Annotated in this window: 22 protein-coding genes; 19 read left to right on the forward strand and 3 right to left on the reverse strand. The window is 48.1% G+C overall.

The features are described 5' to 3' along the window. Positions 1-9: 9 nt before the first annotated feature. From MWU64_RS04115 to MWU64_RS04145, 7 genes are all read left to right on the forward strand, one after another. On the forward strand, positions 10-909 hold the full coding sequence (locus MWU64_RS04115; RefSeq protein ID WP_247061375.1) for an XrtA system polysaccharide deacetylase: 900 nt from the start codon (positions 10-12) through the stop codon (positions 907-909). Next, positions 906-2,063: a glycosyltransferase family 2 protein gene (locus tag MWU64_RS04120; protein ID WP_247061377.1), complete on the forward strand. Its 1,158-nt coding sequence runs from the start codon at positions 906-908 to the stop codon at positions 2,061-2,063. Before MWU64_RS04115 ends, MWU64_RS04120 begins: the two co-directional genes overlap by 4 nt. Before the next feature lies 1 nt (position 2,064). After that, on the forward strand, positions 2,065-3,204 hold the full coding sequence (locus MWU64_RS04125; protein ID WP_247061379.1) for a glycosyltransferase: 1,140 nt from the start codon (positions 2,065-2,067) through the stop codon (positions 3,202-3,204). Then, the gene (locus MWU64_RS04130) at positions 3,201-4,463 is read left to right on the forward strand and encodes a CoF synthetase (protein WP_247061381.1); all 1,263 of its coding nucleotides are present in this window, start codon (positions 3,201-3,203) and stop codon (positions 4,461-4,463) included. The genes MWU64_RS04125 and MWU64_RS04130 overlap by 4 nt, the downstream gene beginning before the upstream one ends. Then, positions 4,460-5,608, forward strand: coding sequence for a sugar-transfer associated ATP-grasp domain-containing protein (locus MWU64_RS04135; RefSeq protein WP_247061383.1), 1,149 nt, complete (start codon positions 4,460-4,462; stop codon positions 5,606-5,608). The genes MWU64_RS04130 and MWU64_RS04135 overlap by 4 nt, the downstream gene beginning before the upstream one ends. After that, positions 5,598-6,611 (forward strand): glycosyltransferase, encoded by a 1,014-nt coding sequence (locus MWU64_RS04140; protein WP_247061392.1) that lies wholly within the window; start codon positions 5,598-5,600, stop codon positions 6,609-6,611. Before MWU64_RS04135 ends, MWU64_RS04140 begins: the two co-directional genes overlap by 11 nt. Before the next feature lie 164 nt (positions 6,612-6,775). After that, a complete protein-coding gene (locus MWU64_RS04145; protein ID WP_247061394.1) occupies positions 6,776-8,179 on the forward strand; it encodes a hypothetical protein in 1,404 nt (467 codons plus the stop codon). A gap of 325 nt (positions 8,180-8,504) precedes the next feature. Here MWU64_RS04145 and MWU64_RS04150 read toward each other — a convergent pair whose 3' ends face one another. The 3 genes from MWU64_RS04150 to MWU64_RS04160 are packed head-to-tail and all read right to left on the reverse strand — an operon-like array spanning position 8,505 to position 10,950. Further along, positions 8,505-9,242 carry an SDR family NAD(P)-dependent oxidoreductase gene (locus tag MWU64_RS04150; protein WP_247061404.1) on the reverse strand — a complete coding sequence of 246 codons (738 nt, stop codon included), beginning with the start codon at positions 9,240-9,242 and terminating at the stop codon, positions 8,505-8,507. A gap of 8 nt (positions 9,243-9,250) precedes the next feature. Beyond that, positions 9,251-10,552 carry an FAD-binding oxidoreductase gene (locus tag MWU64_RS04155; protein WP_247061406.1) on the reverse strand — a complete coding sequence of 434 codons (1,302 nt, stop codon included), beginning with the start codon at positions 10,550-10,552 and terminating at the stop codon, positions 9,251-9,253. Then, positions 10,549-10,950, reverse strand: coding sequence for a GtrA family protein (locus MWU64_RS04160; protein WP_247061408.1), 402 nt, complete (start codon positions 10,948-10,950; stop codon positions 10,549-10,551). Before MWU64_RS04160 ends, MWU64_RS04155 begins: the two co-directional genes overlap by 4 nt. Positions 10,951-10,991: 41 nt before the next feature. On the opposite strand from MWU64_RS04160, the gene MWU64_RS04165 reads away from it, so the two are divergent. From MWU64_RS04165 to MWU64_RS04220, 12 genes are read left to right on the forward strand one after another with little or no spacing between them, the layout of a single operon-like run. After that, positions 10,992-11,882 (forward strand): decaprenyl-phosphate phosphoribosyltransferase, encoded by an 891-nt coding sequence (locus tag MWU64_RS04165; RefSeq protein WP_247061410.1) that lies wholly within the window; start codon positions 10,992-10,994, stop codon positions 11,880-11,882. Beyond that, the gene (locus MWU64_RS04170; RefSeq protein ID WP_222180133.1) at positions 11,879-12,292 is read left to right on the forward strand and encodes a divergent PAP2 family protein; all 414 of its coding nucleotides are present in this window, start codon (positions 11,879-11,881) and stop codon (positions 12,290-12,292) included. The genes MWU64_RS04165 and MWU64_RS04170 overlap by 4 nt, the downstream gene beginning before the upstream one ends. 59 nt (positions 12,293-12,351) lie before the next feature. Next, a complete protein-coding gene (locus MWU64_RS04175; RefSeq protein WP_247061425.1) occupies positions 12,352-13,764 on the forward strand; it encodes a hypothetical protein in 1,413 nt (470 codons plus the stop codon). Positions 13,765-13,772: 8 nt separating this feature from the next. Then, positions 13,773-14,654 (forward strand): glycosyltransferase, encoded by an 882-nt coding sequence (locus MWU64_RS04180; protein WP_247061427.1) that lies wholly within the window; start codon positions 13,773-13,775, stop codon positions 14,652-14,654. A gap of 19 nt (positions 14,655-14,673) precedes the next feature. After that, positions 14,674-15,846 carry a glycosyltransferase gene (locus tag MWU64_RS04185; RefSeq protein ID WP_247061429.1) on the forward strand — a complete coding sequence of 391 codons (1,173 nt, stop codon included), beginning with the start codon at positions 14,674-14,676 and terminating at the stop codon, positions 15,844-15,846. Next, entirely contained in the window at positions 15,843-16,856 is a 1,014-nt protein-coding gene (locus MWU64_RS04190) for a polysaccharide deacetylase family protein (RefSeq protein WP_247061445.1), read from the forward strand. The genes MWU64_RS04185 and MWU64_RS04190 overlap by 4 nt, the downstream gene beginning before the upstream one ends. Further along, positions 16,849-18,192, forward strand: coding sequence for an O-antigen ligase family protein (locus MWU64_RS04195; RefSeq protein ID WP_247061464.1), 1,344 nt, complete (start codon positions 16,849-16,851; stop codon positions 18,190-18,192). Before MWU64_RS04190 ends, MWU64_RS04195 begins: the two co-directional genes overlap by 8 nt. 25 nt (positions 18,193-18,217) lie before the next feature. Continuing rightward, entirely contained in the window at positions 18,218-19,348 is a 1,131-nt protein-coding gene (locus MWU64_RS04200; RefSeq protein ID WP_247061466.1) for a glycosyltransferase family 4 protein, read from the forward strand. Further along, complete coding sequence (locus MWU64_RS04205) at positions 19,345-20,859, forward strand: oligosaccharide flippase family protein (protein WP_247061476.1); 1,515 nt, start codon at positions 19,345-19,347, stop codon at positions 20,857-20,859. The genes MWU64_RS04200 and MWU64_RS04205 overlap by 4 nt, the downstream gene beginning before the upstream one ends. 3 nt (positions 20,860-20,862) lie before the next feature. After that, a complete protein-coding gene (gene asnB / locus MWU64_RS04210) occupies positions 20,863-22,791 on the forward strand; it encodes an asparagine synthase (glutamine-hydrolyzing) (protein ID WP_247061478.1) in 1,929 nt (642 codons plus the stop codon). Then, entirely contained in the window at positions 22,784-23,836 is a 1,053-nt protein-coding gene (locus MWU64_RS04215; protein WP_247061480.1) for a GNAT family N-acetyltransferase, read from the forward strand. Before asnB ends, MWU64_RS04215 begins: the two co-directional genes overlap by 8 nt. Further along, positions 23,836-24,717 carry a glycosyltransferase gene (locus tag MWU64_RS04220; RefSeq protein WP_247061483.1) on the forward strand — a complete coding sequence of 294 codons (882 nt, stop codon included), beginning with the start codon at positions 23,836-23,838 and terminating at the stop codon, positions 24,715-24,717. Before MWU64_RS04215 ends, MWU64_RS04220 begins: the two co-directional genes overlap by 1 nt. The last annotated feature ends 9 nt before the right edge of the window (positions 24,718-24,726 follow it).

Consider the following 24,726-nt stretch of genomic DNA (forward strand, 5'->3'; position numbering starts at 1 on the left):
GCTTGAGCGATGACGCAGCGAATTCAAAATGCATTGACCATCGACGTGGAAGATTACTTTCAGGTTGCTGCGCTGGCGGAGGCCGTGGATTACGACGATTGGGCCAGCATGGAGTATCGGGTTGAAGCCAATACAGACCGAATCCTCAGTTTGTTTGACGAAGCCGGCGTAAAGGGCACATTTTTCACACTAGGCTGGGTGGCAGAGCGTTCTCCGGAAATGGTTAAGCGTATAGCAGTGGCGGGCCATGAAGTGGCTAGCCACGGCTACAGCCATCAGTTGATTTATAATCAAACCCCAGAAGTATTCCGCGAAGAAACCATCCGTTCGAAAAAGATTCTGGAAGACATTGTTCAGGCGCCTGTCACAGGCTACCGCGCAGCCAGTTACTCCATCACGAATGAGTCGCGATGGGCGCTGGATATTTTAGCCGAGCAAGGCTTCACCTGGGACTCATCAATCTTCCCGGTGCACCACGACCGATACGGCATGCCCGGCACCCCACGATGGCCGCACCGGCTAACAACCGATAACGGTTATGAGCTAGCGGAATTCCCACTTAGCACCCTGAAGTTTCCCGGTTATACCTTACCGATTGCGGGTGGCGGATATTTTCGCTTATTCCCGTATAGGTTTAGCAGGATGGGGCTGGGCTCAATAAACCGCCAAGGGAAACCTTTTGTCTTTTATCTCCATCCTTGGGAGGTAGACCCTGAACAACCTCGGCTTGACGTGAAATGGTTCTCGCGATTTCGTCATTACAATAATCTGGATGTGTGTGAGCAGCGATTAGCAACGTTGTTGTCAGATTTCCGGTTTACCACCATGAGCAAAGTTCTGGAAAGCGAGGGAGTTCTTGACCGATCACTGAACACTCTGGGTTCAGACTCTGTAGCAGGGATAGCATGATGGTTGCAGTTTTCTGGTTGTCTTTCCTGTTGTTGCTATACATATACTTTGGCTATCCCATCTGCATCAAGCTGCTGGCGGCAGCGCGCCCTTTGCCAATAAACAAGAGCGGTGCTTATCTACCAAAAGTCTCGATACTGATAGCGGCCTACAATGAGGCTAAAGATATTGAGGCTACGCTCAGGAACAAGCTGGCGTTGGACTATCCCAGGGAGCAATTGGAGATCCTGGTGGTTTCCGATGAGTCAGAGGACGGAACCGACGAGATTGTCCAGGCGGTTGCTGCGGATGCGCCTTTCCCGGTCAAACTGTTTCGTCAGGTACCTCGGCAGGGAAAAACCGCAGGGCTCAACATGCTCAAACAGCATGCGGAGGGGGATATTCTGGCGTTTTCGGATGCCAACTCCGAATGGGATCAACAAGCCCTTAAAGCACTGGTGAGTAACTTCAACGACCCAGCGGTGGGATACGTAACCGGAAAAATGGTCTACGTGAACCCGGAGGGCGCCCTGATTGGCGACGGCTGTAGTGCTTACATGAAGTATGAGAACTGGCTCAGGGCACAGGAGACTCTGGTAGGCTCTGTGGTGGGCGTTGATGGTGGCATTGACGCAATGCGTAAAGAACTGCATTCCGAGCTGAATGCCGATCAGTTGCCGGATTTCGTGCAGCCACTCAAAGTGGTTGAGCAGGGGTACCGCGTTGTTTATGAACCTGGGGCGCTGCTCAAGGAAGAAGCATTAAGCGATGGGGGCAGTGAATTCAGCATGCGGGTGAGGGTTAGTCTTCGTGCGTTGTGGGCTCTGAAAGATATGAAGCGGCTGATGAACCCAGCCAATGATCCGCTTTTCGCTTGGCAGCTTATTTCCCACAAACTGCTTCGCTACGCGGCCTTTGCGCCCATGGTAACCCTTGCGATTGCAGCACTTTATCTTGCATCGGTGAAAGGGCTTTATGCATTAGCGGCAATTGGTTATGCACTGTTTCTTTATTTCGCGTGGGCGGGCTATCAAAAAGAGAGCCGGGGACAATCGCTTTCTACCGTTTATGCCCTGCCTTACTACTTCGTGTTGTTAAACCTTGCGTCCTTTAAGGCATTTGTCGCCTTCTCCAAGGGCGAGAAGAAGGTTGTCTGGAATCCAAGGAAGGGCTGAGTTGAGTATTCGTGTGCTACACCTCATCGATAGCGGCGGGCTATACGGGGCAGAAAAAATGCTACTCGCCTTAGCTAAAGCTCAACTTAATCAAGGTTTGGAGCCTGTCATACTTAGCGCCGGGGAGCCTGCTAACGACGAGAAACCGCTTGAATTAGAAGCCCGACGCCTTGGGTTGCCAATTAAACCATGGCGAATGAAACCGGGGTTCAACATCAGGGAGGGGTATAGAATCGTTAAGTGGGCTCTTAACAATAACTTTGACATTCTCCATTCACACGGCTTCAAGTTCAATATTTTGGTAGGATGCTATCCAAAAGCGTGTAGGCGAATGCCGATGGTGGCAACGTTACACGGTTATGTACACGCCAGAAGATTTTCAAAAATATGGTTTTACGAGCTTCTTGATCGGGTTGCACTCGCATTGTTACAAGGTGTGGTTCTTGTGGGAGATGCGATGAAGAGAGAGCTTCCCTCAGTGTTATTGAGGGGGGAAAAGGTAAGGGTTATTCCAAATGGCCTAGATATTAAAGGAATCCAAGCGCAGGCAGATCATCCTATTGATTTGCCGATTGAGGATTTTTTGGCTAATCACTCTCCGGTGGTCTTGGGCGTTGGGCGCCTGTCACAGGAAAAGGGCTTTGACCGTTTGGTCGAGTCGTTTCAGATTCTTTGTCAAAAATATCATAATCCCGGGCTAATTATAGTTGGTGAGGGAAAGGAGAGGGATCGTCTCGATGCAAGAATCACTGAACTTGGGCTGAGCGATAAAGCCTTAATGCCTGGATACTGTAGCAACGTGCCTGGCCTTCAACGAAGATCAGACCTTCTTGTAATGCCATCTCATACAGAAGGCTTGCCTATTACTCTTTTGGAAGCAATGGCTGTTGGAATTACAGTATTAGTTTCCCCCGTAGGAGAAATGCCAGCTGTCGTTGGCGAGGGTGAAGGTGGTTATCTACTAGCTAAAGACTGTAATTCAGAAGATTTAGGAAAGCATATTGTTAGTTCTTTGAATGATAGTCAAAGAGAGGTTAAGGCGAAATGGTCTATTAGTAAAGTCGTTAGATACTACTCTGTGGAGGCGATGGAAGAACGCTACAGGGAAGTTTATATCGCGGCGATGGGAGTTGCCGTGTGATTCGAACGTTTCGTTACTATCTGACACGTATGTTTTTTGTTATTGCGGGGCTCAGGGTTGCTAAATGGTACAGATATACGGAGAATTTTTGGAATTCAAGCAAAGAAGAGAGGAAGTTAACATTAGAGAATCTATTGAGGACTCAAAGCCTCCTCAACTCAGATAGCATTCCGGTGTTGTCTTTAGACGAAATCTATGGATCTCCCATATTAACCAAGAGTAGGTACCGGGAAATCAATACGAAGTTCTCTAATCGCGGTAGTTTCGAGAGAAAGACTTCCGGAACCACTGGTGAGCCGACAAAGGTTCCGTTATCTCGAGATGAATTGTCGCGCATGTTGGGAGTAAGGGATTACTGCTTTAGGCATTATGGTATTCGCTTGGGAGAGAGAGAAGCGCGATTTTGGGGCAGGGCCGAAGAGGGGATAAAAAATAGACTGAAAAATTTTGCTCTTAACCGAAAGGTTTGCTTTCCAGTGGGTGAGAGTGCGGTTGCGTCAATTTCAAAAGTATTGAGCTGGAAACCCGACTATCTTTATGGGTACGGATCACTGTTATTAGAAGCTGCGGCCTTGGTTGAAAAACACAAGATAGAATTTACGCCACCTGAATTAGTGATCTGTACTGCAGAAACGATTACACCGGCACAGAAAGATTATTTGGCGCGAATATTCAGCGCCCCAGTTGCGGAAGAGTATGGAGCTACTGAATTCGATATTCTAGCTTTCGAGTGCAGGAAGGGGCATCGGCATTTTGTGAGCCCTTGGATTCTGGTGCGAGCCAAAAATGGACAGCTTCTCGTTACAGATATAGCCCGAAACTCAAGTAATTTGGTCAATTACGATATCGGAGATTCTGGCGAAATTGGTAATTCCGAATGCGCTATGCTAGGAGGGCCTGACTACATCTCTGTTCTTGAGGGGCGGTCCATACACCGTTTTGTCTATTTGAATCCAGATATACGGTTCCATTCTGTGGATTTGGCCTACGCTATCAATGCTTATCAACATTCACGACGAGAAATTTTTAGTTTTAAGTTTGTGCAATCAGAGTATGGTGCTGTTGATCTATATGTAAGTGCCCGGCCCTCTGCTGGAACTATAGATTTACAGCAATACATAGAGAGTGAAATTCGGGCTCGGACGGGAAATAATATAGTTATCTATCCACACTTTGCTGAAAAATCTAATCAGAAGATCGAGAAATCATATTTTATCCAGATGCTTCAGCATCCGACGAGAGATGCGGCAACGCTATGAATATCAATCTTGAGGCACTATCCGAAAGATTCAAAATAGAGGCGTCCCTGATTGCGGGACGGGTTGTCCCTTACTTCAGGCGCGTTCTTCGATTTTTAGCTCTTCCTTACTGTTTTTCAAAAGTAAATTGGGATGAGTGTACTAAGAAAAGGCGGCAGGTTTTCTTTGATTTTTTATATGTATTCTTTAGATTAAAATACTTTCCAGATAATTATTCATCCTGCCGTCTCTGGGAGAAGAGCAGGGCAGAATGGGTGTATTACTACGGATCTAATTACGACCCTTATCAAAGAAGGCAGCTTCGAAAAGAGGTTCAGCCTGCAGTTTACGAAATCCTCTTCCAAGATAAAGTGGTGTCTGAATTGCTGTGTAACGCAAAACAGATTCCAACACCAAAAGTGTTAAAGGTTACATCAGATGGTGAGAGTATCGAAGTTATTGCGCGCCAACTAAGCATGGATGGTATCGCCCAACTTATATTCAAACCCCGGTTCGGAAAAGGGGGCGGGGGGATTGTCTGTACTGAGTTTCAAGATGGTGTTTTAAAAGCGATAAGTAAAGGAAAAGAGGTTTCGATAATTAACCTGAGATCACAAGGTGAAATGGTTGTTCAGGAATTCATTAAGCAGCACTGGGGTATGAATAGAATTTCGAACTCAACCAATACAATTCGCGTGGTGACCATTCGGAAGAGAAGTGGTGACGTTATTATCATTGGGACCTATGCTAGGTTTGGTGTGGGGCATAGTAAGGTAGACAATCTCAGCCAGGGAGGGATCTGTGTTGGAGTCGACATCCTTACGGGTAGACTCATGCGGTCGGGTACAGATCGTATGAGTCGAGTTTTTGAGGCTCATCCAACTTCTGGTGTGACATTTAGTGGTTATCAGATTCCTTTTTGGGACGACATAATCAGTTTGGCTAGAAGGGTTCAGAATTCATTTGAATTCTACCCACTTTTAGGTATGGATATCGCGATTTCGGACGGTGGGCCGGTCGTTGTTGAGATTAATTCTGGTTACGACAACGTGGATCTTGAGCAAGCAACTGGACCAATTTTGAAGAAACCAGAGGTTTATCAGGCCTATGAAGAGTACAGTCTATTTATTAATAAGTATCAAAGAAACTTGAAATATGTTCAATAAGGTTTTTGATGTGGATAAAGAAATTTGCTGGATTACATGGGAGGATCATCGACGATCGATTGAGCTTGCCAAACAATTAGCGGCTGACTATCACTATGTTCGATCAAAGGAGACATTTGTAATTCGGCATCTGATTAAGGCAGTTAAAACCATATCGATTATTTATCGCTATAGAAAGGGGATGGTTGTCGTCCAAAACCCAAGTCGTATTCTTGCGGCTTTGGCTGCATTGATGAAGCTGATATTTCGTTTTCCGTTGATTGTAGATAGGCATACCAATTTTCGCATTGGTAAAGGTTTTACGCTTAATCCTGCAATATGGTTTGTGATTTTGTGTAGCGAGTTTAGCTTGAGAGTTGCCGATCTGACTATTGTTACAAATGATTTTCTGAAAGATTTGGTTGAGCGTAAAGGTGGGAGAGCTTTAGTTTTACATGACAAGATTCCGTGTATGAAACAGCCTGAAAAAATACTGGATTTGCCTAGAGGTGTTAACATTCTTTTTGTCTGTAGTTATGCACCGGATGAACCCTATCGTGAAGTGGTATCGGCAGCTAGATTGCTATCGTCTGATTTTCATATTCATATCACTGGGAATTACCATAAAGCTAGCCTTGGCGACATAGGTCAGGATTTGCCTCCAAATATTCATTTACTCGGGTACGTTTCAAATGAGGAATATGATGCTTACATGTTTAATTGTGATGTTGTTTTGGTTTTGACGACCTCGGAATGGGTTGTCGTTTGCGGTGGCTACGAGGCCTTGGCAGTAGAGAAACCCTTAATAACGTCTTCAACAACCGCACTGAGAGAGTTCTATCAGGGTTATGCATGTCACACTGAGCCATCCGCACAGGCAATCGCCAACGCTATCTTGGATGTGGGCGAGAATTTACAGGGGTACCAAAAAAGTATATGTGAACTAGCGGGTATCGAACGAGAACGTTGGATAGAGCAATGGTCGTTTTTTTGTCGGGAATTGAAGAGGTTAGCTGAGCTGTAATCGGAAACCTGATAGGTTCGGTAGCTCAAATGTATCTCAGTGTTTGGTTGCCAGATTCGTTGTATTTGCTAAACTTAAAACTAGGTAATCAGATTCGCTGTTACAGTGCTCTTTAGAGCATTAGTCGAGCAATCCTGAGAATGCCTCTCGTTGGAGGGCGGGTCATGAGAATTATAGCTAAGCAAGCCTTGGTAAGAGTTCTTTTCTTTATTTTTGCGTTTTCGTCAAGTTCAGTATTGGGTAACGTCAGCGTTACTGAGCTCTCGATTGAAAGAGAATTTTCTGGTCAGGGTGACTCAAAGCTTTTGATTTCTTTGAAGGGGTCGGGTTTTGGTTTGAAGCAAAATGCACCCCCATTGCTTTGGGTATTCGGGGCGGATGTAAGGGAAAAGGGTGTGTCGGTATCAGGCCTTGACTATAAGGTTGGTCAGCCTTTAGCGTCAAACGGTACTAAGGTATGGGGGCGCATTGATCAGTCGGTCACTATAAGTGACGTTGTTCGTTATCCCGGTTTGGATCATTCATATTTTGTTGGTAATTCGGGAACTATTGGGAGCCCCTATGTCTTTGGTGGTGATAACCCTCCATACTCAGACCGCATTTATTTTTCATTTCGGGTTAAACCTGTAGAGGCTTGGCATAATTTTCGAAGTTCAGAGTTTTCCAGCCTCTCCGGAGTGTTTTCAACAGGATTTTCCCGTTATGAGGCCGGCGAAAAGATAGTATTGCAATCAAAGTTCGATGGCTCCAAGACTTTTGGGCGAATAATATATTTGGACCCTGTGACCAAATATGTGACATTTGAGACAGACGAAAACTGGGGGCGAGAGCAACTTCAAAATGCGTCTGTTTTTGGAGTCAAATCTGGAGCATATATGACTCTAAATACAGATAAACACTATGCTTTCAGTACAGGTTCTAAATATTTCCGAATGTGGTCGGGTGGAAAGCCAGGCCTATATAATACGTTTTCGACCAATCGTCTGATTGTTGGTTATAGAGATGATTTTGGAAATGTTATAGCTGTACCCCAAACTGAAGATGGTCAAAAAGATTTGGGGTATGGGGTTCCCGATGTTACGGAAAAGCTTGAGTGGAGGTTAGTTGAGTCCTTCATTGACCAGTCGGGCACTGATATTAAAGTCTACTTGGATATAGATAATGAATCAAGGAGATATTTAAATAACCTAGTTGTTTCAGATGGGGCCAAGTATAAAGATCGAAGTCCTACGATTTCGCAGTTAGGGTTAGATGCCGCTGGTGGCACAGAAATGATAGATGCTGCGCTATATTTTGGAGAGATCTATTTTGATAACTCTCCAATGCGTATAATGATTAGTAACAGCAAGACGTATTCGGATTCGGGTGCAGAATTGGAGATCCAGTTCCCCTTAGTGTGGAAGGAGGATTTTTTGCAGTTTGAGTTCAGGCGAGGAGGGTTGAATACTTCAGATGATCTGTATATGTACATATTTGATGCCGATAGTAGGCCAAATGAGAACGGGATCCCCCTTTGTATAGACTGTAAACTGGCAGCTCCGGCCTCGGTAGAACTGCTGGTTGAGTAGATTTATTGTTTTAGAGATCTTGTGCTCATGCCGATTGAAATTGCGCTTTGTTTAGGTTGCTACAATGAGCACTCTAAACAATTGTTGATTTTAAATGTTAATTAAACGGGTGCTAGCCTAGCGGTTTCTGTACAATTTATAAAAGGTTTATTGTGTGCTTTTTAGTATGCTGGCCTGAGGTCTACTTTTGAACCCCGTTAAAAATGGGGGGATTACCAACCCACGTCGCAGTATTACCGGCTATTACAAATAGTATGGCTTGGTTGCAGGATTTTACAAAGGGGTTGAGCGAAAAATGAGCAGCAATCTTTAGAGTAAACAAAGTTCAGATATTCATTCGGTTGAAAACGATTCTTGGCAAATGCCTGATTATCATCATTATCAGCGCCCATTTCATGGGGACATAAGCGGTTGCCCTGTGAGAGTCTATGGCTTTGAGTATCTGCTGGGCCACGTCGCGCACGTCGGCGAATGAGTCAGCGTTTGTCATTGCCTGCGTCATCGGTGTTTTGGTTGGTCCAGGCTTGACTAGGGTGACCCGCACGCCTGTTTTCGCGAATCTGTGCTGGAGTCCCTGGGCGTATCGTGTGACGAGTCCCTTTGCTGCGCCGTAAACATAATTGGACTTTCGCCCCCTGTCTCCTGCTACCGAACCAATCAAAGCGATATGGCCGTAATCCAGTGGTGCCATTTGATTGGCGAAAGCCTCTGCGAAGATCACCGGTGAAGTGCCATTGATCGTCAGCGTGTGTTCACACAGGCTAAGATCCTCTTCGCACGCCTGCTGATCGGGTAAAGTTCCATGTGCTATTAACGCGATATCAACGGGAATTTCTGAAACCCGCGTAATGAGTTCGGAGATTGCGGCGGGGTCTGTAAAGTTGACTTGATAAAGCTTGCACTGCGTGTTGGGGTTTCTGGTTTCAAGGTCTTTTTGGATGCGGGCGCATCTTTGCTGATCTCGTGCAATCAGAGAAAACAGGCAATCTTCGCGTTCAGCCCATATACGAGCGCAGTGCTCTGCCATGGCGGATGTGGCACCTACAATAACAATGTGTTTCATTGGGTCGGTCAACTTCCTGTTAGTCGGCGAGATAGGGAGGAGCTGATGCCCGGGTCCCTGAATCGCTGGAATTTCTGGAGGTTAGGGTAGCCGAGTTCGAACAGCTCCCTGGGCATGCGTGCGTCTTTTGCAGGGTAGATCCTGCCGTGGGCCTCCCGGACGATGGCATCCAGCCGCTCAAACAGCTTTAGCGTAGTGGTATTCCTATTGGGGAAGTCCAGAGCGAGTGTTACGCCTTCCATCGGAAAGCTCATCAGCCCCGGGGGTTGCCTCGCCCCGAACGTTTTAAGTACTGCAAGCATTGAACCTTGTCCGGAGCGCTTTATTTCATTAAGCATTTCGGCGGTCGCATCTTCTCGGTGTTTTCTGGGAACAACAGACTGATATTGATAAAATCCGCGACGGCCGTACGCTCTGTTCCAGTGCTTAATAGCGTCTAGTGGGTAGAAAAAAGGTTCGTAGTGTTGGACCTGGATGCCAGCACGTTTTGATTGTTGGCGGAAGTAGATTGAATTAAAGAGTGGCAGTGAAAACCGGTTTACCAATGACATTGGCGGAATGAAAGGAAGCGACAGCTTTTGAGGGCGTTCTTCGGGAGTATCCCTTCTCCGGGAAGGGTTTCCTCGCATGAATATACCTCGGACTCCGCGTTGGCTGGTGCAGTCAATCCAGGAGACAGTGTGCTCCCACTCAGATTCCGACTCGTCCGACAAAAGAAAGAACTCATCCAGGCTGTGGTAAGGGATACTTTCAGTAGTTAGCCAAGGGCCGCAGGTGGCTTTCAATTGTATCGTTGCCGACAGGATTACGCCGGTAAGCCCAAGCCCCCCGGCAGTGGCTGTGAACCAGTCGGTATTATGTTCTTTGCTGCAAGTGAGGCGCTTGCCGTCTGTCCTGGCGAGCTCAAGTACTGTTACGTGATCACAAAAAGATCCATGGCGGTGATGATTTTTCCCGTGGACATCGTTGGCGATGGCTCCACCAACAGTTATGAGTTGTGTCCCTGGGGTTACAGGAAGCGTCCATCCTCTTGGAATGAGCAGGCGTTGTATGTCTGCAAGGAGGACGCCCGGCTCGCACGTTAACAACCCCGTTTCGGAGCTGAACGAAATAAGGCGGTCCAGAGTGCGTGTTTCCCAAAGAGTCCCGCTGGGGTTCAGGCATGAGTCGCCATAGCTGCGACCATTGCCAAAGGGGAGAGACGGTCCTCTGGTCTTGGCTATAATATCTGGCGCGTTCGTGACGGAGCTGAGTGTTACCAAGGTGTGGGAGGGGGTAGAAAGCCTGCCCCAGGATTCAATCTTCGTCACGTCGCCTCCGTGCGAAATACGTATCGCTTATCAAGATGATATTTCGTCAGGTATCCCACGGCAAGGCCAAGTATTCCCCCTAAATATCGCATTTCTTTTGTTTCAAATAGCAGATGGAAAGTGAACTCAAAGCCCCAGAATACTATGGTTGTTACAATGCCCATAATCGAATACAAAAAGAAAACTTGGCTATCGTGAGACAAACTTTTGCTCTGGAACGCAAAAATGTAACGCTTGTCGAGTAGATATTTGACAACTAGACCCGCGCCCGTGCCTACGAACACTGATAGAATTACGGGTAATGGGCCTTTATAAAACCTCGTAACCAGGTCCTGCGCCCCGATATTAGCGATGGTGGCGATTACGGCGAGAATTGTATAGATTAGCGCGATTCTCATGTTTCGACCGTGCCTGCAGGGAAGTGAGTAAGGTATGTTTTATGGATGATACAACACTAGCGGTGCCCCCACTACGGCAAGTCCGTGGGCTTGTGAAGCTGGTTCGGCCTAAACAGTGGGCGAAAAACGGTTTCGTGCTGGCACCTTTGGTTTTTGCGGGTGAATTTCTTGATCCGGCATCCGCATCCAGCGCGCTTTTGGCTTTTGCTCTATTCTGTGTTGGGTCCTCAGCCACGTACATTGTTAACGATCTCAGCGATATTGATGGCGATCGTCGTCATCCTCGTAAGCGACACGAGCGCCCACTCGCTGCCGGCCAGGTAAAACCTGGAATGGCCTTTGGGCTGTTAATTGCGCTATATGCAGTGTTGGCTGCGTGCTGGTTTATTGTCCCTTCAGTCGTTTCCGTTATTGGCATCTATCTTGTACTGAATATTGCTTACACATTTGTGCTCAAGCATCAGCCCGTTCTTGATATTTTTACCATCGCCATCGGGTTTGTGTTGAGAGTGTATGCCGGTGCAATGGCGCTGGCCGTTCCTGTATCTGGTTGGATGTTTGTAACTACCCTTTGCCTTGCGCTTTATCTGGCGGCCGTCAAGCGTAGGCAGGAACTCAGCCAGAGTGGCGACCAGGCCCGAAAGGTTCTTGGAAGTTACAGTGTTGCGCTGGTTGATCGTTATGCTGAGATGTCGGCGACTGGCGCATTGGTGTTTTACAGTATGTTTGTTATGTCTGCTCGCCCTGAATTGGTTGTAACTGTGCCGCTGGTTCTATTTGGTCTTTTTCGATACTGGTATGTCGTTGAAACGATGGACGGGGGAGAGTCTCCAACGGATGCGCTTTTTTCTGACTGGCAGCTGTTGCTCACTGTCGTGCTTTGGGTAGCTACCTGTGGATGGGCGTTATGGCCCGAGGCTGTTCTGGTATGACGTTATCGTATGCGATTACGCCATTCACCGCCTGGTTAGTGGCGGGAGGGCTTAAATTTCTGGTTAATTCGATTCGGGCTGGAAAACCAGCGTTTGGATTGATTGGCTACGGTGGTTTTCCAAGTAACCATAGCGCCATTGTTAGCAGTATGTGTGCTTTGATTGCTTTTTTAGAGGGCGTAGATCACCCCGCTTTTGGAGTCGCACTGACGGTAGCATTCATTGTCATGCTTGATGCTTCAAGCCTTAGGCAGCAGGTTGGGAAGCAAGCTGCCTCAATCAATCGGCTCACCGAGCAAATGGCCGAGCGTAATATTCATCGAGAGCGTATGGGGCATACTCCGTTAGAAATTGCCGGGGGAGTGCTGGTTGGTATCGCTGTCGGAGCGTTCGTGGCCTGTTTTTCGTAGTCGAGGTAGCGGGAACGTTTTTGTAGGGCACTGAAAGTCAGCGGCTAAGGATAGTGATTATGAATGATGACAAGCTTGGGGTGGTTGCCCGTACGTTTTTACTGGCTGTGCTGTCTGCTTTGGCAGCAGTCGCTATTTTACCCTATGCCTCTGCATTTCCTTCTTTGATTATTGAAGATGATGGTTTCTTCTATGCAGAAATCGCCAGAAACATTTCTGCGCTCGGTGTTTCCACATTCGATGGCCTGCATGAAACCTCTGGTTATCACCTTCTGTGGATGGCCGTTATGGCAGGTACGTCCTGGGTGTTACAGTTAGTTAGTTCTCAGCCGGAGTTTTTGCTCTGGGGCTATCTTTCGCTTTCGTTCTTCGTTATCTCTGTCTATACCAATCTTTTCTTTAACAGTCTTGAGGCCCGGATTTTAGTTTGGGTTTTGTCTTTGATGTGTTCGCTGTTGATGGAAGTGAATCTGTTGGTCCTCCTGATTCTGCCGGCCTATCAAGTTCTCTTAGATCGCATTCAGAATCGGGCGAGCGTGCCGCTCTGGTTCTACGGATTGATCGCACTGATACCCTTGGTGCGCATCGACGCTACAATTATGCTTGCCGTGCCGATTTGTTATCTTTTAATCACTGATCGCCGGATTGGTTTTGGCGGTGGGATTGCACTCCTGTTTGGTCTTGCGGTTCAGCTGGTTGTGATGAAGCTGGCTTTCGGCCATATGTTTTCGGTGTCCTCGACCCTCAAGGCTGCCGATATGGAGGGCTCGCGATTGATCAGTAATCTGTTGCACCGAGGGGCGGACTATACACTGCGCAATCTACTGGCATTTGGGTTGCTGGTGCTGGCTTTTGGTTTAGCAGTCATTCGCAGGCATTGGCTTGCCGTTGCCATTGTCATTTCCGTGGCAGGGTTCTATGCCGCGCACTTAATTTTCAATCACCAGCGGCACTGGTACTTCTTACCGGTCTATCTGTCCGCCTTTTATTTGGTGGTGAACCTCTGGCCTGTCAGCGGGTGGTGGTTCCGGATTTTCCGACCTGGGGCGTTGGTTGCGGCGCTGATACTAGGCATGGGTTTTGGGCTTGGCTATCAATTGACGCACATACCTGCGCGCATTAACTCGCTGGCGTTTGTGAAACAGGCGAATGCTATCCTTGATGAGTCAGATGTTGTCTTTCAGGTGGATGGTTCCGGCTGGACGGGATTTTTTCTGGATGCGCATTTGGTGAATGGGGACGGCTTGGTCAATTCTTACGAGTACGCTAACCGCTTAGTGAATGGGGAACTCGCAGGATACCTGGGCGATATTGATGCTGATTATGTGTTGGTTAATAAGCCCTACAGAGACAATTTAGTGGTTGACATCGGTGGCTTGAAGGTGTCGGAGTCTGATCTCGAACCGGTACTGGAAACCGCTTTGCAATCTGATTATCGGTTCACACAGTTTAAGCTCTACAGGCTCAAGTAGGTGAAGAAATGAAACCTTTAGTTTCTGTTCTCACGCCAGCGTACAATCGGGCTGCCTTTATAAGTGAGGCTGTGGAATCCGTCCTTAATCAGACATACGACAATATCGAGTATATTGTCATTGATGATGGCTCGACTGATGACACTTACAGCATTCTTCAGGAATACGAGGATACTGGTAGGCTCCGGTTGCTGACCCATAAAAACCGGCAGAATCGTGGTCAGTCTGCTTCGTTGAATCTTGGCCTGAAGGCGGCGACCGGTGACTACATTGTAATACTGGATAGCGATGACCGATTACACCAGCACAAGCTTCAGAAGCAGGTGGAGTTTCTGGAACAGAATCCTGGAATCGGGATGGTGTATGGACAAGCTATGGCGATTGATGAAGGGGGGAAAGAACTGTTTCCAATTCCTCCCGACAACCATGTTGAGCCAGGTGATCCAAATCGGTTGCTCCTCGACTGCTATATGGCGTTGCCGGGTGGCGCGATGGTCCGGAAAACTGTCTTTGATTGCGTGGGTTTTTTTGAAGAGGAGTTCAGGGCGAGTCAGGACCATGACATGGTCATTCGATTGGCGGAAGCCGCACCGTTTGCCTATGTGAAGGAAACGGCTTTTTATTACCGAAAGCACGATGACGCTATTAGCAGTCACGGCCTGGAAAGACGATGGCGGGCAGGGTTTGAAATACTCAATCGCGCTGCTGCTCGGTATCCATATAAGCGCTCGACCCTCCGCAAACGTCGTGCTTTGCTTCACTTTAGAATGGGTCAGGTCTATTGGAAGAAGGGGAATGTTGGGCGCTCTGCTATCCATATTCTACTGGCTGGATTCGGTGATCCGGTGCGCGCTGTAAACGTTATTCTGGGTGTTGAAAAGCCAAGCTGAATCATTGGGAAGTCGTCTTATGGAAATGGGAAGTCCGGTTCGTGTTCTGTTTGTGATCGATCATTTCTCCAGCCCCTATGCAGGAACAGAAGGCCAGTTGCTTCAACTCATCTCAAACCTTCCTGCTGATCGATTTGTCCCGGAGTTGTTGGTTCTTCGTTCATCAGACTATGTCTATGAAGGCAATATCCCATGTAAGGTGCACGTATTGGGCTCCTCGAAGCTTTTCAACATGAAAACATGGCTGGCATTGTTTGAATTTGCTCGCCGACAAAAACGGGCTGGCACGGCTCTGTGCCATGTATTTTTCAACGATTCATCCGTTCTTTGTCCTCCTGTATTTGGCCTTGTGGGAATTCCTACGCTTATTTCCCGAAGAGACATGGGGTATTGGTATACCCGTAAATACCTTTGGGTGCTCCGGCGAACGGCTGGTTTTGTGAGGGGCGTTGTTGCAAACAGCGAAGCGGTAAAACGAATCACTGTCCAGAAAGAAGGGTTTTCAGATGCGGATGTTTCAGTGATTTACAATGGATACCCTGAAGATGACGAGGAGTTGCACCCTTTGACCGGCGAAGAACGACAGCGATATGTCGAGACTCTGGGCTTGCCGAAAAGTGGACGGTTTGTGGTGCTGGTTGCAAATTTGCGTGACATAAAGCGAATTGGTGATGCTATTAGTGCTTTAGCCCGACTTAACCAAACGCTCCCCGATACTCATTTGGTATTGATAGGAGCGGGTGATCAGAAGCCCTACCGTATGCTCGCCGAAGCAGCAGGTATTGCCGGACAGGTCCATTTTTTGGGGGCACGTTCGGATGTAAAAAATATTCTGCGAGTCATGGATGTTGGTTTACTGTGCTCGGAGTCAGAAGGTTATTCGAATGCCATTGTTGAGTATATGCAAGCCAGGCTTCCGGTTGTGGCATCTGACGTTGGAGGAAATAGTGAAGCCGTAGAGCATGGTGTTACGGGATTCCTGTTTCCGATGGGTGATGTTGATCAAATGGCTGAGCAGTTGGCTACTGTTCTGAATGGTGAGTCACGAGCAGTGGCCTCCATGGGTGAAGCTGGCTACAAACGTGCGGGACACCGGCATGCATTGCACACAATGATTGAGGCTCACTGTGGTTTGTACGATCGGTTGTTGTCGGGTTCAGATTATAGCCGGTCGGAATTGGGGGTTCGATGAATATCTCGAGGTGGGTAAAGATCGTTGGTGAGGCGGGGGGCTATGCCCTGTCTCGAGCTATTACTGCTCGTCGCCCGCGTATTCTTATGTATCATCGCTTTTCCCGGCTACCCAAGAATGGCTATGTCAGCGCGGAGGAATTTGAGTGGCAGGTAAGGTATATAGCGCGGCATCTTAATCCAGTAACGGTTTCCCAAATTGCGTCGTCACTCTATGGCAGCCATGAACTCCCCAGGAACAGTGTTGCGATTACTGTAGATGACGGTTACCAGGATTTCTATTCAATTGCCTGGCCGATCCTGAAGAAATATGGTGTGCCGGCCACATTCTATGTAACCACAGGGTTCGTGAGTGGCGATCTATGGTTGTGGCCAGATCAATTGCGATATTTATTGATGAATGCCCCACAATCACAAGCAACGTTTGATCTCGGCCTGTTCCACATTCAAACACCGTTGAGTACAGACGATTTTGAGAGCGAATTTTGGAGGGTCAATCAAACCCTCTTAATGGCTGATGACGCAGAAAAGCTCGAGTGTCTGGCGAGTATGGCTCGCACCTGGAAGGTTGAATTGCCGAAGTGCCCCCCTGAGGCGTTCAGGCCCGTTACGTGGGACCAGCTGAAAGAGATGCAGGCTGAGGGGCTGGAGGTCGGAGGGCACACTGTTACCCACCCATCGCTCGCCAGAGTGAGCAGCGATCAGGCCAGAAACGAGATTCTGGGTTGTGGGAGAATGCTGGAGAAAATGCTTGGTAACGTTACCCGTTCGTTTTGTTACCCAAACGGAACGCCCGATGATTTCGTTGGAGGGCAGGTTCAGTTTGTAAAGGATGCAGGATTTTCGTGTGCTGTCGTGGCTTTTGCCGACGATGGGGAGCATCGCCAACGCTACGCCATGCGCAGACATGCGAGCTCTTCAGACCAGTTTCAGTTTCTCAAAGCGGTTTCGGGTATTGAATTACTTGGGATGAAGTTCAGAGGGCACCATTTAGAGACCCGATATGACTAGTGTAGGGGCTGATGAAAGAGCGTCGGCCAGCGCATTTACATTTTGGTTGTTTATCTATTTTCTAGTAGATTTTTTTCTTCACCTCTCGGCCAGGATTCCTGGTTATGGGTTAATCAGGCCGACCTTACTCTTAGTAGTGCTGATCTCTGCGAGTCTTTTCTTACAGCGGGACAAGTTTCGAGGATGGGCCCGAGACCCGATTGTGGCGTCTCTTTTGGTATTGGTTGGCTATCTGGTGGTATCTCTGCCTTTGGTTGAATGGCCGGGTAGCGTTGTGAAGAATAACTTGGGAGATTTTGTTAAAGCGATTGTGTTTTTCTTTTTTACCGTGCTTTTGGTGGACTCGAATCGACGACTGAAGATTTTCTTGACCGTGTTTATCGCGTGCCAGGTTTTACGAGTTCTCGAACCCTTGTTTTTGCACGTGACGGAGGGATATTGGGGCAGCAGAACGCATCTTGGGCATGGGGAGTTTTCACAGCGGCTGGCTGGTGCGCCTTCGGATGTTATTAACCCCAATGAGTTAGGCTTTGTGATCGTAACGGCCGTACCTTTTCTTCATTATCTGCTTTGGTCATCAGGGTTTAAGGCGAAGCTTCTTTATCTGCTTTTGATGCCACCTTTACTGTATGCTCTTATTCTAACGCAGTCGCGAGGGGCCCTGTTGGCATTGTTCGTGGTCGCTTTTTTTGTGTTCAAGGAGTCGAGCCGAAAGTTCAGTTTGATTGTCGTAGCTGTGTTGATCGGCTTTGCAGGGTGGCAAGTGATGAGTGATGAGCAGAAAGACCGTTATCTGTCGTTGGTTGGCCAGTCTGAGACGTCCAATGCGGCGACCGCTGACGGCCGCATTCAGGGAATGATGCGAGAATTCGCTCTGGGCTTTGAACGGCCGATTGTTGGCCACGGCCTTGGCACGACGCCAGAGGCTAAAACGCACATACTGGGCAGTCGTCAGGCTTCTCACAATCTGTATGCGGAATTGCTGATTGAGCTTGGCATCATTGGAACCCTGATTTTTCTGCGCTTCCTTTTAAAGGTCTACCAGGGGCTTTTCGAAATTCAAAAGCGAATCTCTCGGCTCTCTAAAAGTCCTGGGTCCTTCTATGTCAGTTTGAACAAAGCTTTGATCGCCTTGTTCTGGATGTATGCGGTATACAGCTTAAACTATTGGGGGCTTTCCCAGTACTATTGGTATCTCTTTGCGGGTGCGGTTGTCGTATTTCATCGTTTGGTTCTGTTGGACCTGCTGGATGCCAGTGAGGTTGAAAGTATTCCTGTCAGTTCGGTTCAGAAAAGCCGTTTCAGTAACTTGGTTGGCCTGGCCGATAGGCGCTAACTCTTCGTTTTAAAGGGAATTTTGAATGCAAGTTGTTGTATTTGCTAGGCACCCAGGTGGAGGAATTCGAACCTATTTCTCTTATGTTTATGGGGACAAAGTATTCAAGGATTTTGAGTTTAACCTCATAGCACCGAAATCTTCGGCTCTGGAGTCTTTGGTAAATCGTATAGACAACGTTTACGTAAGAGAACAAACCACGGAAAGTAATGTAAATCTGTTAATTTCACTTTTACGGTTTGTAATGAAAAATCGGCCGGCATTGGTTCACTCTCATGGTTTTACCGCCGGCCTGATCTCTGCATTTCCGCTTTGGATATTGCGTATCCCTCACATCATTACAACGCATGATGTTTTTATGCCCGGCCACTTTTCAAGCAGGCTAGGAGGGCTTAAAAAGTTCATTATGGCCCGCCTATTTTCCCTAGCAAATGTGGTTAATCCCGTGGGTGAAGATGCCGCTGAGAACTTTCGGGAAACCTTTCCTGCCCTCGCCGGGAAGGGGCGGGTTCAGGCTGTAAGAAATGGCATCAGAACCCAGGCATTTCTTGGAGACGGCGCCAGAGAGCTTCGGAAAGAGGCTCGCATTCCCGAAAACGCCCTAGTCGTTGGCTTCTTTGGCCGATTTATGGCCCAGAAAGGATTCGGTTTGTTGGTTGATGCTGTCGAACAGTGGAACGGTGCGCAGCTTGGCAGGCCCCTTCACGTGTGTTGTTTTGGCTGGGGAGGATTTATTCGTGAGGAACAGGCGGATATCGCGCGTAGGAAACTTGACCAGTATTTTCATTTTTTTCCCGGTACGGATGAGATGGGCGCAGCCATTCGAGGTGTTGATGCGGTTGTTATGCCATCCCGCTGGGAGGCCTGCCCGTTGCTGCCGATGGAAGTGATGGTGGCTGGTAAACCTCTGATTGCAACCAACTGTATTGGTTTGAAGGAAGTCGCTGAAGACACACCTGCTTTGATTTTTGATGTGGGTTCGTTAGAGGGCTTGCTTGCCCGGCTTTCTGAATTTGAGGAACGGCAGGCAGATTTTGCCTCGAAGTCTATTGATTTCAGAGCGATTGCAGCAAAGCGATTTAATGTATCCGCCACGGCAGAAACTCTTTTGAGTGTATTCAATTCGGCGCTTGATAGTACGGAACAGGAAAAGTGATCCGAACGCTGTTAGTGAACACTGGGTCAAACGTTCTGGTGATGTTCGTTAAGCTGGCGATTACTTTCATCATGACGCCCATATTTGTACATAATTTGGGCAAGTATGATTACGGTCTATGGGAGATGATTGGTGCCGTTATTGGCTATATGGGGATACTTGATCTCGGATTAAGACCTGCAATTAGTCGATACGCAGCGAAGCACCATGCAGAAAATGACGAAGTTGCACTTCAATCTGTGTATGTGTCTGCACTGGCATTTATGGCCGTTGTAGGTGCGCTTCTTTTCCTTTTCTTTTTCCTATGGGGGAATTGGTTTTCATCTTCCCTTGCGCCAACAGGCGAACCTAACCAAAAATACACTCTGCTGCTGATCATTATTGGTGCTTACCTTTTAATTTCTTTTCCTGGTTATGTGTCTGAAAGCTACCTTGAGGGGTTTCAGAAATACTATTTAAAGAATAACGTTACGATTATTAATTCGATTGTAGGATCAAGTCTTTTATACGCGTTTATAACCCCTGAAAACGGTCTTTTGCTTTTAGCTGGGATTAATGGAATCGGATTATCGATAAAGTATGTACTATTCATGTGGATACTTTCCCGGCCTGCATATGGAGCGCTTAAGGCACAGGCTGGTAACTATTCGTGGGCTCGGCTAAAGGAATTGATTGGTTTTGGTTTTAAGTCTTTTGTGCAGGGTATTGCGTCAAGAGTCGAAAATGCGACCGATGTCTTGGTGATCGGGATGGTTCTCGGCCCTGCGATGGTTCCGTTTTACAGTATTCCCGCCAACCTCACGCAGCAGATTAGGACAATGGGGTGGACGTTAACTCATGCGTTTATGCCGTTGTTCAGTGGACTAAGTGCGAAATCCGACGAAACAACGATTAGGCAGGTGTTCGTTGTTTCGTCCCGATATGTTGTCAGTATTTTACTTGCCATGGGTACCGGGGCTTTAATGTTGGGTGTGCCGTTCATTTCGGTTTGGCTTGAGCCGGAGTTTGCTGAAAAAGCGGGCCTTATCATCGTGTTTTTGGTGTTCTTCACAATTCTTCCTTTTATCAATCCCTTCTCAAGTCGGTACCTCACTGCCATTAATAAACATGGTATTTTAGCTAAGCTGACGCCAATCGCGGCGGCGATTAACGTAGCTTTGAGTCTTATACTAGTGCATCCCTTCGGCTTGGAAGGCGTGGCTTTTGCGTCGGTTGTACCCGGTCTGATTTTTGTGCCCTTGTATCTTCATTACACCTGCCGACACTTGGGTATCTCCGTGCTCTATTATCTGCAGTCGTCAGTTCTGCCTGGGTTTTTGCCAGCTGGAATTATGGCGCTGGTTTTAGTGATTGTCGGTGAGTACCTGATTTATGATTCTTACACCGATATCCTTGTAGGAGCGGGGTTAAGTAGCCTTAGCTGGCTAGCCGGCTTCTGGTTGCTGGTGCTGAACAAGGAAGAACGAGGATTTCTGGGTGCCAAAATTGCTCGCATGCATAAAAGGACGTAGCAAATGTGTGGTTTTGCCGGGTTTGTAAGCCTTCAGGGCTCTGGGCTAACAGAGAATACGTTGCGCAGGATGGGGCGGGCGATAGCCCATCGTGGGCCAGATGCTGACGGCGTGTGGATTGGCGAAGGGCTGGGTGTGGGGTTAGTTCACCGGCGCTTGGCTATTCAGGATCTGTCTCCCGCAGGGGCACAGCCTATGGCATCGGCCTCTGGCCGTTACGTGATCGCGTTTAACGGGGAGATTTATAACTTCCGGCAGATTCGAAAGGACTTAGAGAAGGGTGGCTGCGTTTTCATAGGCCATTCAGATACTGAAGTCATGCTTGCGTCCATTGAAGCGTGGGGGTTGGAAGCAAGTCTTGAGCGCTTTTCCGGGATGTTTGCCTTTGCCTTGGTAGATACTCATAAACGAAGGCTCTTCCTAGCGCGGGACCGCATGGGGGAGAAGCCCCTGTATTACGGTTGGCAGGGGAAAACACTACTGTTTGGGTCCGAGTTAAAGGCGCTGCGTGTGCACCCGGACTGGAAAGGAGGCATAGAGCCGAAAGCGTTGGCCCTGTTGCTGCGCCATAACGTTATTCCAGCCCCATGGAGTATTCACCCAGGGATTTTCAAGTTACCACCGGCTTCGCTGATTTCTTTTGATTTAACGAGTCTCACTTCTGGTCAGGCTCCAGCCCCTAAACGTTACTGGCAACTCGAAACGTGCTTTAGCAAGCGGGCTGAGGGCACGTTTGAAGATTGCAGTCAGCAACTCGAGAGCCTGTTAGGCGATGTGATCGAAGACCAGATGGTGTCTGATGTGCCTTTAGGCGCATTCCTTTCTGGTGGAATTGATTCTTCAACTGTCGTCGCGCTGATGCAATCTCGGGCATCCAACCCAGTCCGGACCTTTAGTATTGGGTTTGATGACCCCGGTTTTAACGAGGCGATCCATGCGGCCGAAGTGGCGCGGCATCTCGGCACCCAACATACCGAGCTTTACGTAAAGCCAGCGGATGCTCTGCACTTGGTTCCTCAATTGCCCGAGCTTTACGACGAACCCTTTGCAGACTCCTCGCAGTTGCCAACCTTCTTGGTCAGCCAAATGACCCGTAAGCACGTCACGGTTGCGCTTTCCGGAGACGGTGGCGACGAGCTGTTTTGCGGTTACACCCGCTATCAATCCGTATTTAATCGTTGGCAGAATCGGTTCGGTGCTAAGTCTCTAGGGCGCAAAGCTGCATCCTTCCTGCCCGAGGCCCTGGCAAGCAGGGCCATACGCGCAGCTGTACCCTCGCAGAGAGGGCGTTCACATTTGGCGGTTGCCCATCGCTTGCAAGCTGAACGAGCCATGGCAAAAGCCGGTAATATCTCAGAGTTTTATCGCCAGTCGGTCTCGTTTTGGAATGGGCCAGAAGGTATCACGCAGCCATTTCCCGAGGGCGTCTATGGATTAAACAGTCCGCTGCCACAAGACGTGCCGGATAACAGCATGAAGACTCTGATGTGGCGAGATCTAAACTGGTACTTACCCGATGATATTCTGGTGAAAGTAGACCGATCTGCCATGGCTTGCAGTTTGGAAACTCGCATCCCGATGCTGGACCCGAAGGTTGTTGCTTTCGCGCTATCACTACCCTTGAGCTATAACGTTAGAGGTGGTGTTGGAAAGCAGGTGTTACGTAGTGTTCTATTTCGACATGTACCACAAGCACTGGTCGACCGCCCCAAACAAGGTTTTGCGGTGCCAATTGGCCAGTGGTTAAGAGGGCCTCTGCGCGACTGGGCAGAGTCTTTACTCGCGCCTTCCGTATTCCGCAAGCAAGACTTCTTGGATGAAAAGGTTGTTTTGGCTTTTTGGCAGGAACACTTGCGCGGGCGGGAGGACTACTCCTCCGAACTGTGGGGAATCCTGATGTTTCTTGCTTGGCTGGAGCGGTCTTTTGGCTAAAGTTGTTCCTTATAATGACCAATTACATCGTGATCAAGTACTGGCACTGTTTTCTGATGTGCCTTTCAAAAAAGCTATGTGGGAATATCAGTTCCTATTGAATCCCGGTACGGTTAAAAGCGGTTTTCAGCCTGTTGTTGCGGTAGAAAGTGATCGTGTAGCAGGTTTTAATGGCGTGGTTCCTGTGGCTATTTTATGGCACGGTAAGCATCGCGAAGGTCTGTGGAGTTGCGACTTTAAAGTTTCTAGTGAACTTCGGGGTAAGGGAGTAGGGCGATTAATCAAAGAAGAACTTGCTCAACAATCTCCGATACTTATTTCTTTTGGTATTAGCCCAGTTGCCGCCATTGTTTTGAAACGCATGGGTTGGCAACCCAACAATGATGTTCACTTTCTTAAAAAGATCCGATGCCCATCCTCCATGCGTGACCACGCACTTTCAGTTTTCCAGCGTATGACGTCGGTTGTTAACTGGACCTTTGGTGGCGATGAGTACTCCGTTTCAGTGCGTGAGACACTTCCGGAACAGCCTGCCGTTGACGCCCTGTGGGACGATGTGAAAACCGGTTATAACAAAGTGGTTGTCCGAAACTGGTCCTACCTGCACTGGCGTTATGAGACGCACCCTTTGGCTACGTACAGTTTCCTAGAGCTAAGTGACAGCGCTAACAAATTAAAAGCAATTGGTATCGTTCGGGCGTCCGGGGGGCAACTGCGCCTTGTTGATTACATGGGGCCCGCCCGAGATTTAGGCGTTAAACGAGCGTTAATCAAAGGGGTGCTAGATACCTGGCCCGATGCGAAAGCCGTCTCGGCGATGACTTCAGACCTGCAGTTCAAAAAGATTATGAAGTCCCTGGGTTTTTACCAAGGGCGTGAGCAGCCACGCTTTTATGTATGGACATCTCCAAGGGAGTTTAGCCCCGCAGAGTGCGAACGTAACACGGAAGGCTGGTTCATTATGGGTGGGGATTCCGACGGTGAATTGTTGCAAGCCGCAAGTGAATCTTGGAATGAGAATATCAACCACAGGGAAAACGTGTAATGTCGCTTCATCGGCCCTTAGTGAGCATCATCACGCCAACGTACAACCGAGCGGATTTTCTAGGCGAGGCCGTCGAAAGTGTATTGTCTCAGAGCTACCCTGATTTCGAGTTTTTGATCGTTGACGATGGCTCTGAAGACAATACATCGGAAGTGCTCGCACCATACTTGAACGATAGCCGGATCAAGCTGTTTCGGCAGGAGAATCAGGGGCAAAGTGTAGCGCGAAACCTGGCTTTGGCTGAGGCGAAAGGAGAGTTTATCTGCTTCCTGGACTCCGATAATTACTGGCCAAAGCAGAAGCTTGAACAGCAAGTTCGGTTGTTTGGAGCACATCCCGAAACAGACGTGTTGTATGGCGATAATGTCATTATCGATGAAAACGGACGTGAGATCAGCCGTAAAAATATGTCGCGTTATTCTGGCCGCATTGCTTATCAGATGATTAAGGATAATTGCGTGGCGATGAACACAACCATGGCGCGCCGGAAGTGTTTTGATGAAATGGGAGGAATGAGCGGTAAGCGGCGAGTTGCTGATGATTACGATTTGTGGCTTCGCTTATCGGCCAAGTACATTTTTAGATATGAACCCGAATATTGGGCTTGGTATCGGGTTATGGAGGATCAGATTTCTTCTGATAAAACTCGTCGCTTTAAAGTTAACGAAGAAATTATTCGCGATTTTAGACGGGACTACCCGGACGCTCTGTCCATTAAAGAATTCGACCGCGGTTTTGCACATTTTCATCTTCGCAAGGGGCGCTACCTAGGAAGCGCAGGAAGCAAGGCTGAGGGAATAAAGGAGATAGGAAAGGCGATTCGGTACGCGCCTTTGGAGTATACGGTATGGCGGTCTTTTTTCGCCGTTTTGCTTAAGTGAAAGCAGGGT

Origin of the sequence: Marinobacter sp. S0848L (assembly GCF_023016065.1) — a bacterium.
In the GTDB taxonomy this organism is placed as follows: domain Bacteria; phylum Pseudomonadota; class Gammaproteobacteria; order Pseudomonadales; family Oleiphilaceae; genus Marinobacter.